General features: G+C 68.7%; 11 protein-coding genes and 4 pseudogenes. 6 read left to right on the forward strand and 9 right to left on the reverse strand.

The genetic code is table 11. From position 1 onward, the window contains the following. The first annotated feature begins 28 nt into the window (after positions 1–28). The gene (locus tag AB0D57_RS29160) at positions 29–1,810 is read left to right on the forward strand and encodes a helix-turn-helix domain-containing protein (RefSeq protein WP_362079321.1); all 1,782 of its coding nucleotides are present in this window, start codon (positions 29–31) and stop codon (positions 1,808–1,810) included. Between the two features lie 247 nt (positions 1,811–2,057). Here AB0D57_RS29160 and AB0D57_RS29165 read toward each other — a convergent pair whose 3' ends face one another. The 3 genes from AB0D57_RS29165 to AB0D57_RS29175 are packed head-to-tail and all read right to left on the reverse strand — an operon-like array spanning position 2,058 to position 3,424. Further along, the gene (locus AB0D57_RS29165; protein ID WP_362079324.1) at positions 2,058–2,708 is read right to left on the reverse strand and encodes a transposase family protein; all 651 of its coding nucleotides are present in this window, start codon (positions 2,706–2,708) and stop codon (positions 2,058–2,060) included. Between the two features lie 3 nt (positions 2,709–2,711). Then, positions 2,712–2,933, reverse strand: coding sequence for a helix-turn-helix transcriptional regulator (locus AB0D57_RS29170; RefSeq protein ID WP_054237256.1), 222 nt, complete (start codon positions 2,931–2,933; stop codon positions 2,712–2,714). Beyond that, positions 2,933–3,424: a DUF2975 domain-containing protein gene (locus AB0D57_RS29175; RefSeq protein WP_362079327.1), complete on the reverse strand. Its 492-nt coding sequence runs from the start codon at positions 3,422–3,424 to the stop codon at positions 2,933–2,935. Before AB0D57_RS29175 ends, AB0D57_RS29170 begins: the two co-directional genes overlap by 1 nt. A 480-nt stretch (positions 3,425–3,904) precedes the next feature. Between AB0D57_RS29175 and AB0D57_RS29180 the strand changes: the two genes are divergently transcribed. Next, on the forward strand, positions 3,905–4,225 hold the full coding sequence (locus tag AB0D57_RS29180) for a hypothetical protein (protein ID WP_362079330.1): 321 nt from the start codon (positions 3,905–3,907) through the stop codon (positions 4,223–4,225). Positions 4,226–4,460: 235 nt separating this feature from the next. Here AB0D57_RS29180 and AB0D57_RS29185 read toward each other — a convergent pair whose 3' ends face one another. After that, positions 4,461–5,927 (reverse strand): oxygenase MpaB family protein, encoded by a 1,467-nt coding sequence (locus tag AB0D57_RS29185; RefSeq protein ID WP_362079333.1) that lies wholly within the window; start codon positions 5,925–5,927, stop codon positions 4,461–4,463. Next, complete coding sequence (gene uppS / locus AB0D57_RS29190) at positions 5,924–6,622, reverse strand: polyprenyl diphosphate synthase (RefSeq protein ID WP_362079417.1); 699 nt, start codon at positions 6,620–6,622, stop codon at positions 5,924–5,926. The genes AB0D57_RS29185 and uppS overlap by 4 nt, the downstream gene beginning before the upstream one ends. Positions 6,623–7,020: 398 nt before the next feature. On the opposite strand from uppS, the gene AB0D57_RS29195 reads away from it, so the two are divergent. Next, positions 7,021–7,338 (forward strand): nucleoside 2-deoxyribosyltransferase domain-containing protein, encoded by a 318-nt coding sequence (locus tag AB0D57_RS29195; RefSeq protein WP_362079421.1) that lies wholly within the window; start codon positions 7,021–7,023, stop codon positions 7,336–7,338. Here the strand turns inward: AB0D57_RS29195 and AB0D57_RS29200 are convergent. Together AB0D57_RS29200 and AB0D57_RS29205 are read right to left on the reverse strand one after the other, a co-directional pair. Next, the gene (locus AB0D57_RS29200; RefSeq protein WP_362079336.1) at positions 7,323–7,799 is read right to left on the reverse strand and encodes a hypothetical protein; all 477 of its coding nucleotides are present in this window, start codon (positions 7,797–7,799) and stop codon (positions 7,323–7,325) included. The genes AB0D57_RS29195 and AB0D57_RS29200 overlap by 16 nt on opposite strands. A gap of 15 nt (positions 7,800–7,814) precedes the next feature. Next, positions 7,815–7,916 (reverse strand): annotated as a pseudogene (locus tag AB0D57_RS29205) (hypothetical protein); the annotation flags it as partial. A 4-nt stretch (positions 7,917–7,920) separates the two neighbouring features. On the opposite strand from AB0D57_RS29205, the pseudogene AB0D57_RS29210 reads away from it, so the two are divergent. Continuing rightward, a pseudogene (locus tag AB0D57_RS29210) lies at positions 7,921–8,271 on the forward strand (citrate/2-methylcitrate synthase); the annotation flags it as partial. 34 nt (positions 8,272–8,305) lie between these two features. Here AB0D57_RS29210 and AB0D57_RS29215 read toward each other — a convergent pair. After that, positions 8,306–8,524 (reverse strand): annotated as a pseudogene (locus tag AB0D57_RS29215) (dihydropteroate synthase); the annotation flags it as partial. A 40-nt stretch (positions 8,525–8,564) separates the two neighbouring features. Between AB0D57_RS29215 and AB0D57_RS29220 the strand changes: the two are divergent. Continuing rightward, positions 8,565–9,149, forward strand: a complete 585-nt coding sequence (locus AB0D57_RS29220; protein ID WP_362079339.1) for a hypothetical protein — start codon at positions 8,565–8,567, stop codon at positions 9,147–9,149. A gap of 635 nt (positions 9,150–9,784) precedes the next feature. Here AB0D57_RS29220 and AB0D57_RS29225 read toward each other — a convergent pair. Then, positions 9,785–11,728 (reverse strand): hypothetical protein, encoded by a 1,944-nt coding sequence (locus AB0D57_RS29225; protein WP_362079342.1) that lies wholly within the window; start codon positions 11,726–11,728, stop codon positions 9,785–9,787. Positions 11,729–12,786: 1,058 nt separating this feature from the next. On the opposite strand from AB0D57_RS29225, the pseudogene AB0D57_RS29230 reads away from it, so the two are divergent. Next, positions 12,787–12,909 (forward strand): annotated as a pseudogene (locus AB0D57_RS29230) (inositol 2-dehydrogenase); the annotation flags it as partial. Between the last annotated feature and the right edge of the window lie 28 nt (positions 12,910–12,937).

The raw sequence follows: 12,937 nt of genomic DNA on the forward strand, positions 1-12,937 counted from the left end.
GTAGGCTCGGGGAGAACGGAGTGATCCCATGGCCGGCAACCGGGCGCACGACCTGTACCGCCGCCGCTCCGACCGGGAGGGCAGCCTTCCGCGGGGCAGCGCCGGGCGACACCCCCCGGCCGCGCGGAGAGGGCCCCGCCCACCCGTTCCAACCCCAGCCGACCATGCCCCCCACGAACTGATGGCGCTCTCCCGCGCCCTGTTCGACACTCGGGACGAAGGCGAGATCCTGCGCCTGGCCATGGACCACATAGCCGCCGCAGGGCCATACAGCGCCGAGGCCGGATACCTCAGGGTGGACGGCGAGCTGGTCCCCAGGCCGCGGGACGGGCAGATCCGTGCCTCGGCCGTGGACCGTAGAGTGCGGGAGCTGAACGGGCAAGACGGCCCTGTGACCGTACCCGGCCGGCCCTGGGGCTGGGCCCTGGGGCTACGCGGACTTGAGAGACTCCACGGCTACCTCGTGGTGACGTCCCGCTCCCGACCCACCGAGGCCGAGCGATCCCTGCTCGCCACGCTCGTCCGGCACACCGCTGCTGCACTGTCAGTCGCCTTCGCACACCGCCGCCAACGCGAGGACGCGCTGGAACTGCACCGACTGAGGGACGAACGCGCAGCCCTCCAGCGGCAGCTGATCTCCGTCGTGGCTGAGCTGGGGTACCAGCGAGCCGTTCACGCGCTCATGGCCGACGTCGCTGCCTCGAGCGGCGGCGAGGAAGCCATCACCCGCGCACTGCACAGGCTCACTGGACTCCCCGCGCTGGTCGAGGACCGCTTCGGTCGGCTGAGGTCCTGGACCGGCCCCAGCCGCCCCGACCCCTATCCCGAACCGGACCCCGTGGGCCAGGATGAAATGCTGCACGCCGTCGCCCGTCAGGCCGGGCCGGTGCGGATAAAGGACCGGCTGATCACCCTGGTCCGCCCGCACGGCGAGATCCTGGGCGTGCTGGCCCTGGTCGATGCCCGGGACGAGGCCGACGAGCACACCGTGCTCGCGCTGGAACACGCCGCCACGTCACTCGCCCCGGAGCTGACGCACCTGCGCAATCTGGCCGAAGTGGAGCTGAGGCTGCACCGCGAGCTGGTCGACGACCTCCTGGCAGGGACGGACGAGGCGAGCGCCTACGCCCGGTCCGAGGCAGTCGGACACGACCTGCACCGCAGCCACTACGTCGTCGTGGTGCAGTGGTCGAACCGGACTGCGGACGATTCCTTCGCGCAGACCGTGGGCCGGGCGGCCTCTGCCGTGGGCATGCGCTCGCTGCTGACCCGACGTTCCGACCACGTGGTCCTGGTCGCCGACGACAGGCCGCACGCCCGCGCGCTGTACGAGGCGCTCGCCCGGGAGACCGGGACACGGTCCGGGACGATCGGGGTGAGCGCCCCTTGCGACTCCCTGGACGACATCCCCCACCGCTACCAGGAGGCGCAGCGCGCCCTGGAAGTGCGCCGCTACTCCCGCGAGCGCTACGGCACGACGTTCTTCGACGAGCTTGGCCTCTACCGCATCCTGGGACCTGGCAACGATTACCGGGAACTAGAGACGTTCGTCCACGAGTGGCTCGGGCAGCTCATCGACTACGACTCCCTGCACCACGCGACCATGGTGGAGACCCTGTCCCGGTACTTCGACTGCGGCGGCAACTACGACGAGACCGCCGAATCCCTCGCGATCCACCGCAGCACGCTGCGCTATCGGCTCCAGCGCATCCGCGACATCAGCGGCAACGACCTCGCGAACGTCGAGGACCGGCTCAACCTCCAGGTGGCGACCCGAGTGTGGAAGATCGTGCTGGGCGGACACGGCTGATGGCCCGCTGGAACTGTTGTGCGAGCGGTGTCAGCGGCAGTTGGTAGGGCTGCCCTGTGCGGTCCCTGGCCCAGCTACATCAGCACGGGCGGCGGAATCTGCGCCACCTGCTCCGACAGGATTCGCGGGCTCTCCGAGCCGCAGTACCGGCAGCGCGTCACCGAGCCGGGCGGAACGATTCTCGGCGACTACGTCAACACGCACACGCCGGTGCTGGCGCGTTGCCCCGAAGGCCACGAGAATCGCGTCATCCCGAATCATGTTCAGCCAGATCCGGAAGCATCGGCGGGTCCCTCCCCGGAGGAGACGCAAGTACCGCCGATGCTTCTCTGCTGGCCCACCCGCACGTGCCCTGTTGGTCTTCTCGCCAACGTCGAGTTGGGCCAGGACCAGGCCGGAGAGATGGTCGCAGGCGGCGAGCAGATGAATCTTGCGGCCCGTGGCCCTGGCCGCTCCGCGCAGGGTCTTGCCGTCGACCGCCATTGCGTGCAGCCGGCCGTCGGCCCCAGCGCGCCGGTCGGCCAGCCAGCGGCCCACCGCCCGGTCCAGCGCGTCGCCGTCGATGCGGCCCAGCAGCCGACGCACCGTCGCCTCCGCCGGCAGGCACCGTTTCGGGGACAGCGGATCGGGCCGTACGCCGAGACGCCCTAGGACGGACGGCGGGGGCGTCGGTGATCCACTCACCCACCGCCGGCAGGGAGGTTGCTCCGGCCAGAACCGCGCACGCGGTCAGCGCAAGCATGACGACCAGCGCGTGCCGTACGCCGCGCGGATCGCGAGGGTCGGGCACCTCGGCCAGACACTCCAGCAGGCCCGGGATCTCCCCGGGTACAGCCCCGGGATGCTCGCGGAGTTGGTCAAAGGCAAGCGGGATCGGCGATGACGCGTCGGCAGGCACGGTTCATTCGCCCGCGGTGTCCTCGGCCTCCCAGCGCAGCAGGTCGCCTGGCTGGCACTTGAGTACCTCGCAGAGCGCGGCGAGCGTCGCAAAGCGCACCGCTTTGGCGCGGCCGTTCTTGAGTACCGCCAGGTTGGCGGGCGTGATCCCTACGCGGTCTGCGAGTTCGCCCACGGACATCTTCCGCCTGGCCAGCATCACGTCGATGTCGACGGCGATCGGCATCAGATCACCTCGTCCAACTCGGCCTGCATCTGCGCCGCTTCGACGTCGCGGGCGACGGCTTGGGCGAGCAGCATCCGCAGTACGAGCACGATGAGCGCGACTCCCAGGATGGCCAGGCCAATCCCGCCCATGATGAGGGTGACGCCCGGGTCGTCCCGCTGGCCGGGCGCATTCAGGGCCGTGACCGCGAACCACACGAGAGCAGCTGCAACGATCGCGCCGATGATGACGTCCACGTACCGGAAGGCGGCGTGGGAGAACACGGTTCCGCGTCGCACCATCGTTACCAGTCGCCATACACAGACCAGGGCGACCTGGGCCGTCCCGATGCCCAGGATCGTGATCACGCGCAGCGGGGTCAGCGGGAGCGACCCGTCCTCAGGGTCGCTCCCGCTGACCAACGCCCACACCATCAATGCCTGTACGAACACGGTGCCGGTGAGCACCACCACGAGCACGGCGCGCAGCGCGCGCACTGTCAGCTTCCCCATGACCCATCCTTCCATCGATCTACGATGGGAATCTATCGAATCTCGATAGGTGAAACAAGGGCTGGGTCGGAGGGCGGGTGGCGGTGTCGCACCATGGCGGGATGTCGCCGCCCCCTCCCGCGGCATGGCGCGATGCGAAGGTTTTCGATCTTGCTGAAGTCGACCTCACTTAGCCACAAATCGGACGCCATGCGACTACGCCGAAGCCTTGCCCCGGTGCCCAGGTGTCGGCGCACGCGGGGAAGAGCTCTGACCGGGAAGGTTGGCCGCAGTCTGTGTTGTCCAGCGGTTTCAACGGCGGTGCGCGTCGGATGGCGGCTACGTCGAAGCGCCCGAAGAGTTCGACGGCCCCGGTCCGTGTGGGTTCTTGGCTGGCGGCATTAGCGATTGCCCCGACTGGCAGAAGGCCACGACGGCCGCGCTCGATGATCTCGATGTGGTTGTGCTCAACCCGCGACGTGTGGACTTCCCGCTGCACTAGTGGAGCTCACCCACCAACTTGCCGCCGACTGGACGACCTACCGCCACCAGCGCTGGCCGGCCTCGGCCAACCCCCATCTGCTGGTCAGCCAGAAGACCGCAGTCGAGCCCGACCATCCGCCCGTCAGCATGGGCTTGCTGAGCGGAGCCCTGCCTCGTGGACTGACGTTGAGCGGTCTGCATCAGGACCGCATCCTCAACGAAGCAGCCGAGAGCGCTGATCCCCTCAGACTGATGCGTCTGTTCGGCATCACCGAGCAGACCGCCATGCGGTACGTCAGTGCCGCCCACCCTGAACGCACCGCCAAAATGTCTCGGTGAGCTGCACACGCCGCTGGCTGCCGACCCCCATGTGGCGTTACCAGAGCGCCCTGTGGGGCGTTGTCGAGGCGAGTTCTCATCCCCACCTGCTTGTCAGCCAGCGCACGGCCCTCGACCTCGACCATCCGGCGGTCAGCATGACCCCTCGAGGGGCGTTTCGCCGGTACCTGAGTCGCAAGAAGGGACGTAGGTGCAGGAGCGTGCAGCCGTGGCCGCCAACCCATGCACGAGCTCGTTAGGCGTCGGCGAGGAGGGGGTCGTACGGGGTGCCCGTGCGGCGGCCCGCCATGAAGGAGAGGAAGTCGCCCACGAAGGCGCTCCGGCCGTAGGCGCCGGCGGTGGTGGTGGTGAGGTCGCGGTGGAAGGCGGTGCGGAAGAGGGTTCGGTACTCGTCTGCGTCGATGCTCCCGTTGCCGTCCTTGTCGGTGGCGTCGAAGAGGACCTCGGCAACGCGGATGAGCGCGGGTCCGGCGAGGGAGGGGACGGCGGTGGCGTACTCCTCGGCGCTGACGCGGCCGTCGCCGTCCGTGTCGAGGGCGGCCTGGAGCTCGCGCCACCAGGCGGCGAAGGCGTCGTAGAGCCGGGCCTCCTCGGGTTCGTCCAGGTCGAGGCGGGTGGAGAGTTCGCGTGCCATGGCGGCGAGGTCTGGCCAGTCGAGGTGGCCGTCGCCGGTCTGGTCCAGCACTCGGCGGAAGAACTCCTCCGCCGAGCGTCGGTTCTCTTCTGTGCCCGCCGAAGGTGCCGGGTCGGGGTTGGTGTCGCCGCTCAGTGGTGTGAGGAGGCGGAGCAGGGCCGATGCCCGCTTCATGCGGGCGCGCAGGGCGGTTACGGTGCGGGCGCGGGGGTCGTCGCTGTCGGGCGAGAGTGAGAGGGCTTCGATGATGCTCTCGGCGTTGATCCAGCCCTCGGGCAGGAATCGGGCGAGCCCGGCGGCGAGGTAGGCGCCCTGCATGAGCGTTGGGGCGCCGGGCATCTCGGGCAGGCCGGCCCGGCGCCGGTAGGGCTCGGGGAGCGAGGCGACGGTGATCGCGCCGAGGAGCGGACCGGCGACAGCGCGGCCGGCCGCCCACAGTGTCGGCGCGCCGTCGAGCAGCGCAGGGGCGGGCAGGTGATCGAAGAGCCGGTAGAGGATGACGCGGGCCGCCTCGGTGTTCTCCAGCTCGTTTTCGACGACCCGGTCGAAATATCGCCAGAAGTCGTTCAGGTCCTCGGGGAGTTCTGCGGCGTCGCCGTCGAGCGCGGCGAGGAACGCGCGGTACTCGGCGTACATCCGCTCCATCGTGTCCTGGTCGAGCGGCTGGCCGCTCAGCCGGCACATGGTGACGGCGCTCTCGAAGAGGGTGGCGACCACCCAGGCGCGGGTCGCGCGGTCCATCGCGTCGTAGGCGCGGCCGCGGGAGTCGGAGCCGCTCATGCGGGCGTGCAGCCGGTTGAGTCGGGCGGCCTCCCGTTCGCGTACCGCCGGGTCGGTGCCGAACATGCGCCGCATGCTGAGGAAGGTGTTGCGCAGTCGGCGCCAGGGGTGGGCGACGAAGGTGGAGTTGTCGACGAGGGCGGCGCCGATCTGCGGGTGAGCGGCCTCCAGTACGGTGGCGCGGATCACGGCCAGGGCCCAGCGCGGGTCGTCGAAGAAGGCGCTGAACTGCGATTTCGGGCCGAACAGGGATGCCTCGTCGGCCGTTCCCGTGGTTTCGGTGGTCATGATGGGTCTCCGTTCGTCCGGGCGGGCACGCCGCCGAAGCGGCGGTCGCGGCGCCGGTAGGTGTGCAGGCAGGCGAGGAAGTCGGGACCCCGGAAGTCCGGCCAGAGCACCTCGGGGAAGACCCACTCGGCGTAGGCGACCTGCCAGAGCATGAAGTTGGAGATGCGCTGCTCACCGGAGGTGCGGATGACCAGATCCACATCGGGGGTGTCGGGGAAAGGCAGGTGGTCCGCGAAGAGCCGCTCGGTCACCTCGTCGGCGGGCGTCTTGCTGCGGATCAGCGACCTTGCGGCCTCGACGATGTCCCGGCGCCCGCCGTGGTCGAAGGCGACGGTCAGCGTCATCCCCCGGTTGTCGGCGGTCAGCGCCGCCAAGTCGTCGAAGTCCTGGGCCAGTTCACGGGGGATGCGCGGGTCGGCGACCCCGAGGAAGCGGCAGCGGATGCCGCGCGCGAGCAGCAGCGGCGCATGCTTGCGCACAACCCGCCGCACCAGACGCATCAGGAATTCGACCTCGGTGCCAGGACGGTTCCAGTTCTCGGTGGAGAAGGCGTACAGGCTGAGCCACTCCACGCCGACGGCCCGGGCCGCCTCGATGACGTCGATGATGGCGGTCTCCGCGGCCCGATGACCCGCCGTACGGGGAAGCGAACGCCGCTGCGCCCAACGGCCGTTGCCGTCCATCACGCAGGCCACGTGCCGCGGCCCCGCACGCGCCGCCCCCTCGTCCCGCCGCTGCCCGCCGGGTCCGCCACCGCACTGTCGCCCGCCCGGCCGGTCCTCCGTCACCGCGCGTGCGCGCGGCACGCCGTGGTCCGTCACGCCCGGCCCCGCCCCGTCCGGAGCGGCACCACCGGCCGTACCGCGCTCGGTCACGCCCACCCTGCCTCGCCGCTCCCGCCTCGCCCACGCCCCACCGGCGCGTTCCCTCCCGGGAGTCTGACAGCGCGAAAGGGCCCTGACCGGCCGAACGAGTGGCCGTCACCCTTGACTCGTACGATCGAATCTGTCCGAGTGCTAGAGCGGCGAACTCGCGCACAGGTCCTTTCAAAGCTCCAATCGATGCGTGGGTTGGAGCGTGACCGCATCCAAGAATCCGCGAACTCGCGCGCTTCAACCCGAACGCCGAGCAAGATCACGTGAGTTGGGAGTACCGACACCTGCGTCGCGCTGAAATTCGATTGTTCTGGTTCCCTGCGTCTCCGACCAGCCACCAGCCCATTGCCTTGTACGAGTTGGGTATGGCAGCCGCTGACCAGGACGCGGACCTCATCGTCGGCGCTGACGTTGATGACGTGCGCCGCACAAACGTCGTGGCGCAGCTCAGCCATGCGCGTCCGGGCCTACGTGTTCACGCCACCCTCGACGACACGATCGCGGCTTGCCGCAACGCGGTTCACACGATCCGATGAGCACGAGGCTGCTGTAACGGGTCACGGTCCCCTTGCCGAAACGACGCGTGGGTGTCGGTACGACTCATGGTGTGCGGGCCCCTGGAACGGGCCGTAACCGGGCTCTGCGTGAGCCCGTGTGCCACCTCGAAGGCCACGTCCTGCAGTACCGAGGACGCCGCGTGCGGTGAGAAGTGGAGTGCCCACCTGGGGGTCTCGGAGTCGCCGCCGGCCCAGAACGTCCACGCGGGCAGAGTGCTGGGATGGGCCTGCGCGGCGAAGGCGTCGAACTGGACGCCGGCGGGGTGATCTCCCGGTGCCTGCCAGCGGATCCAGCGGCCGTCGGCGGTGTGCTCCCAGCCCGCGTCGGCCAGGGGGCGTGTGGCCTCGCCGATGGCCGCCTCCGAGACCTGGCTTCCTGCCGCGATCTGAGGCGCGTCACCGGAGGCGAGGCTGTCGAGGAGCACGCGCATGATCTCCACCGGCACCGTGGTGGTCGCGGTGGCATGCCACAGGCGCTCGCCGACCGGGCTCTCGTACGCGCCGATCGTCCATTGGACATCGTCGGGCTCGGCTTCGTGGACGAACTCAGCGCGCAGGAGGCACCGGGTCTACAAGCATGGCGACTTCCGCGTCCCGATCATGCAGGATGCCCTGGACCGACTGGTGGCCCGTGCCACAGATCCGGAGGTGACCCGGCTGGCCACCCTGCACGCCGCGCTGCGGCACGCCATGCTCACCCGTAAGGGCATCCACCCCAACCTGGACTACCCGGCCGGGCTCGCCTACCACCTGATGGGCTTCGACATCCCCGCCTTCACGCCGGTCTTCGTGATGAGCCGCATCACCGGCTGGACGGCTCACATCACCGAACAGCTTGCCCACAACGCGCTGATCCGGCCCCTCGCCTCCTACGCGGGACCGGATCAGCGAGAGGTGCCGGCGGTTCGGTAGCACACAGGCAGGAGCCGGCACGCTCACCGCCGCATCACCAACCCCCCTCCTTTGCCGATTCCAGGGCTTCGAAAACCGTGAGCGCATCGCGGAGGGCGCCGACGTCGTGGGTGCGAATGAAGTCCGCCCCGCTGCGCGCGGCATACAGTTCCGCCGCCAGAGTGGCCGGACCGATGGCGGAAAGACTGCTGCCGGTGAGCGTCCGCAGGAACGATTTACGAGAGGGGGAGACGAGCACCGGTACGTCGAAGCGGGCGGGACGAGGAGCTCACCTGTACGCCTTCTTCGGCTGCATGTACTACGCCGCAATGCGTCCGGCGGAGGTGATCCATCTCAAGAAGTCCCAGTGCCGCCTTCCCGTAACCGGCTGGGGGCTACTCAACCTTCACGGCGGGGTTGTCACAGCGGGAAAGGACTGGACGGACGATGGCGCTGTCCATGAGATTCACTCATTGAAGCGTCGCGCGGCAAAGGCCACGAGCCCTGTCCCCATCCCGCCCGTCCTTGTCCGGATGCTCCGCGATCACGTTGCCTGCTTCGGTGTGGCTCCGGACGGTCGGATCTTCCAAAACGCGGCAGGTAAATACGTCGACACTTCCGCCTACAACATCACGTGGGACTGTGCCAGAGAGGCCGTCCTCACGGTGGACGAACACGCGTTGAACCTCGCAAAGCGGCCCTATGACCTACGCCATGCTGGCATCTCGTTCTGGCTGGCCTCCGGTGTTGACCCCGCGGAATGCGCGCGCAGGGCCGGGCAGAGCATCCAGGTGCTCTTCCGCTACTACGCGAAGTTCTTGGCCGGAACACGTGACCGCGCCAACCAGTTGATCGAGCATTCGATGAACCAGTGGGAGGCGACGCGGACGCCGGGTTAGGCGCAGGCTGGTCCGGAAATATTCCGGACCAGCTGGTCAGGGCGGGGATGACGGTGGGATGAACTGGGAGTAAGGAAGCATTTCGCCTCGCTCCTTGATTGCGGCTAATGAAGGGCGCCTGGCTGGGAGTTTCCCCAGTTCAGGCGCCCTTTTCCATGCCTCTAGAAGAAGCCCAGCTTCTTCGGCGAGTACGGCACCAGAAGATTCTTGGTCTGCTGGTGGTACGGCGCATTCGAGCCCCTGAACTGCGGTGATGGTGTAGGCGGTGGCATTCTCGGCTTGGCTGGCCCGCGTATGGTCCGGATCTTGACTGATCCCGTGCCTCCGTGTGTGCAGGGCGTGAGCAGCGGGAAGCGTGACGCCCTACGGGAGTCGCCGCGTGTGCGGGTACCACATGGCACAGGTCGTAGGGAGCGTCCAGTTGGTCGAAGACGAACGGGTAAGACCAGGGCAGTGCACCGTGGCGCGAGAGCGTCTACGGGGTTCGTGATAGGGATGTGACAGAAAACGCGCTGAAGAACGCCCGTGGGCTTGCCCGGCTGGGGGGTCTCTTGCGTGTTCGTCCTGTCGCGATGCTTCGCCGCCTGATCGAAGAACATCTTCTCGTTCCTCCGGAAGGCGTTTTCGTCAGGCAGTCACTTCGAGTTCGGCGGAGTCGGCCAGTCCGTTCCCTGTACGGCGGCGTTGAGGACGTCTCCGAGTCGTAGCCATGCCGTCGGTCCGGAGTATGACGCCGGACTGGTGGCGAAGCGGGACCATGCCTCGTCGCTGTCGCCGAGCGCGTCCAGTACCACCGCTGCCACGGCCTTGTGGGCTGTTCTGTAGCGGGGGCCACCGACGGTCAGGGCCGTCCACGCCGGCAGGGCTCGAATCACCTCGGGTGTGAGGTCCGGCAGCGCCAGCACCTGACGGGTCCACGCCTCCCTCAGGTTGGGTCCGCCGCCCAGGCGCTTCCGGAGTTCTGTGGTGATCTGGGCCAGGGCTCCCTTCGGGGAGGAGTGGAGTGCCAGGATTTCGGAGAAGGACGGCTTCGACCGGTACGTGGAACTGGCGAAGGACAGCAGTGCCAGTTCCACGAGAGCGTCGTCTCCGGCATGCCGGGTCAGGTAGTCGCTGAGGACCTCGTCGGAGGCGCGTGCCAGGTCGCGGACGGTGACCTGGTGGGGGTCTCCGAGTGCCGATCCGCGTGACGGCGCGGCAGGGTCACCCAGGATGCGTTCGATCGCCGTGCGAAGCTCGGCGAGCCGACGGTCTTCCTGCTGCGTCTCGTGGTCGACGCGTTCCCAGGGGCTGCGTGAGCGAGGACGGATGTGCCCAACCACGGCACGGGCTTTCTCCTTCACTTCCTCCGTCACGTGCGGTAGATGCAGCAGTGCCGCATGCAGCCAGCGCAGGTCTCGGGGACTCGGGCGGACGGAGTCCGGGTCGGGCTCCCACAGGTGCAGGGCCTTCACGGCCGCGGCTGCGAAGCGCCGGCCGAGCGTGGCGAGGAGTTCCTCGGATGCCAGCCAGCCGTGCGGCCTGCCGTAGGAAGTCTTCGCTTCCGCGGGGGTGAGGATGTAGTGCCAGGAGCCGTTCGCGTTGGATGAGGCCCAGGAGACTGCTGCATGCAGGCCGAACGTTCGGATGTCGGCAGAGTTGTCGAAGTAGTCCTCAATGCGGTCGTGGACCTCGGGCTTCAGGGTGTCGAGCTCGACGGCGAGCCGGGCACGGACCTCGTCCTCGGAGATTCCGTCCCGCAGCATCTGGCACAGGCGAGTGATCAGGTCGCTGACGGCGAAGCCGGCGAGGTCCTCGGTGGCCATCTCTTCCAGCAAGGACGGTTCCACGTGCCACGGGACAGTTCCGAGGAGGTGATCTCGAATGGTGGTCCGGGAGCGGTTGTCCTGCGCCCAGTCGATCAGCTGACGGTGGCGGCTGGTCTGCACGGTAACGATGTGTTCCCACATGCCGTTCCAGGCTTCCCGGGCGGCCCAGAAGCTGTCGAAGCGCGTGAGGGCGCCGTCCTCTTCGGATTCGTCCTTGGCGCGGAGCCGAGGAAACTCCGGGAGGAGGTCGAGCGTGGCGAAGAACACGGCATCGTGCAGACGGGATTCGCGCAGGAGCAGCTGGGGGACTCCGGGCTCCTTCAGCAGCTCAGGACTCATCGGCTGCCTCTGCGGGCAACGGTCCTTCAACTCGGACACCACAGCTGAGGCCAGTGCGTCACCACAGCCTTCGCGACCGAGAGCGCCCAGTTGTGCGACGGTGCAACGGCGCAGTGCCTCCTGGCGCAGTGAACCTGGGCACGAGGGGTGTGCGAGCGCTACGCGGGCCAGGAGCAGAAGCGAGCCCTCGTACGGCTGGGCTTCCTTCTGCAGCCCGCTGTCGACGGCGGCCTGGAGTGTCCACTGTGGAGCGGAGGTGCTGAGTGCGCCACTGAGCAGCGCCAGCAGGAGATCGTCGCGATGGGTTCCTTCCGGCAACTCTCGGGCCTTCTCCAGCGCCATACCTATCGGCGGAGAGCCAGGGCCCGCCTCCGCGACGACGGCGAGCAGGAATTCGATGGGTAGCCCGGAGCGCGGCTCATCAGTGGTCATGCTTTCCCCCACGTTTCGTCATAGCTGCGGTGCCTATGGTGGCTCATGCCTCTGACATTCCGGAGGTGACGACCAGAGTTCGGCTCACTGTGGGTGTTCTGGTCCCCACGTGTCGATGCGTTGGGGGGGCCGTCATTCGTACGAGTCATTGCGGAGCGTCAGGGGACGGTGTGGGCTGGTTCCATGCATCGGTGGTCCCCTCTGAACGAGCGGCAGCAGGCACTGCTCGGTCGTCTCGTGGGGGGTGAGACCTTCGACGTACAGGGCGCGTGTGGGTGGCGTTCGGTATACGCACTGCGGGACCGCGGGTTGGTGACGGTCACCCGTGGAGGCGGTGCTGTCGAGGTCCGGGTCACGCCGGCCGGACACTCTACGTCCAGCACGGCCACCACCCGGATCGCCGCGCGTCGGCGCATGACGCGGATATGGGTGCTGCTTCGGGCCTGGGAAAGCCCGAGACCGCCGCACCGGGTGGTGAGGGGACGCGGCCGGCGGCTCGGCGACGGAGTTGCGTGCCGTACAGCGAGAGACCCGTGGCCCGGGCGCGGCGCGTGAAGGCGACGGACCTCCGTCGAGCGGCTCGTCGCGGAGGGGAGTGTCGTCGTCCGCGATCCGGACGAGGCAGAGGTGACGGAGTGGCGGCGTGCGGCTGGAGGAGCGGGGCCTGAAGACGGAGGACGTGCCCGAGGAGGATCTCGCGGACGTCCTGGAACTGCGGCAGCACCATCTGCGGGCCGTCCTCGCCGAGCGGGCCTCGCAGCGCTCCGGCAGCGCGCGGCTCGTGCCGCTCCTCGCCTGCCTCGACCTCGACCTCGCGGAGCAACTTCAACAACGCGTCGAGGACTTCCCCGACCGTGCCGCCCCCCTGGCCTGGCTCGCCCGGACCGGCGCACCGGACGCGGAACACCTCATGCGGCTCCTCGACGACGACGATCCGGAACGACAGCTGAGGGCCCTGTCCGTGCCCTTGGCCGAGGCCAACCGCGCCTGGCGCGCACTGGGCCTGCCGCAGATCGACAACACCGACCGGCACGAACGGCAGTTCGCGACCTGGCTCCACCGGACCCAGCGCCTGGGACGGCTACGCCGTGGCCGCGATCTGCGAGGCGGGCGTGCGCGCCCTGACCGAGGGCCGACGCGTCGAGGTGGAACTCGTCGACCGCCCCGCCCTCTATCGCTGACCCGGCCTCTATCGCCGACCCACCCCCA

This window comes from Streptomyces sp. NPDC048275, assembly GCF_040652275.1.
Lineage (GTDB): Bacteria > Actinomycetota > Actinomycetes > Streptomycetales > Streptomycetaceae > Streptomyces.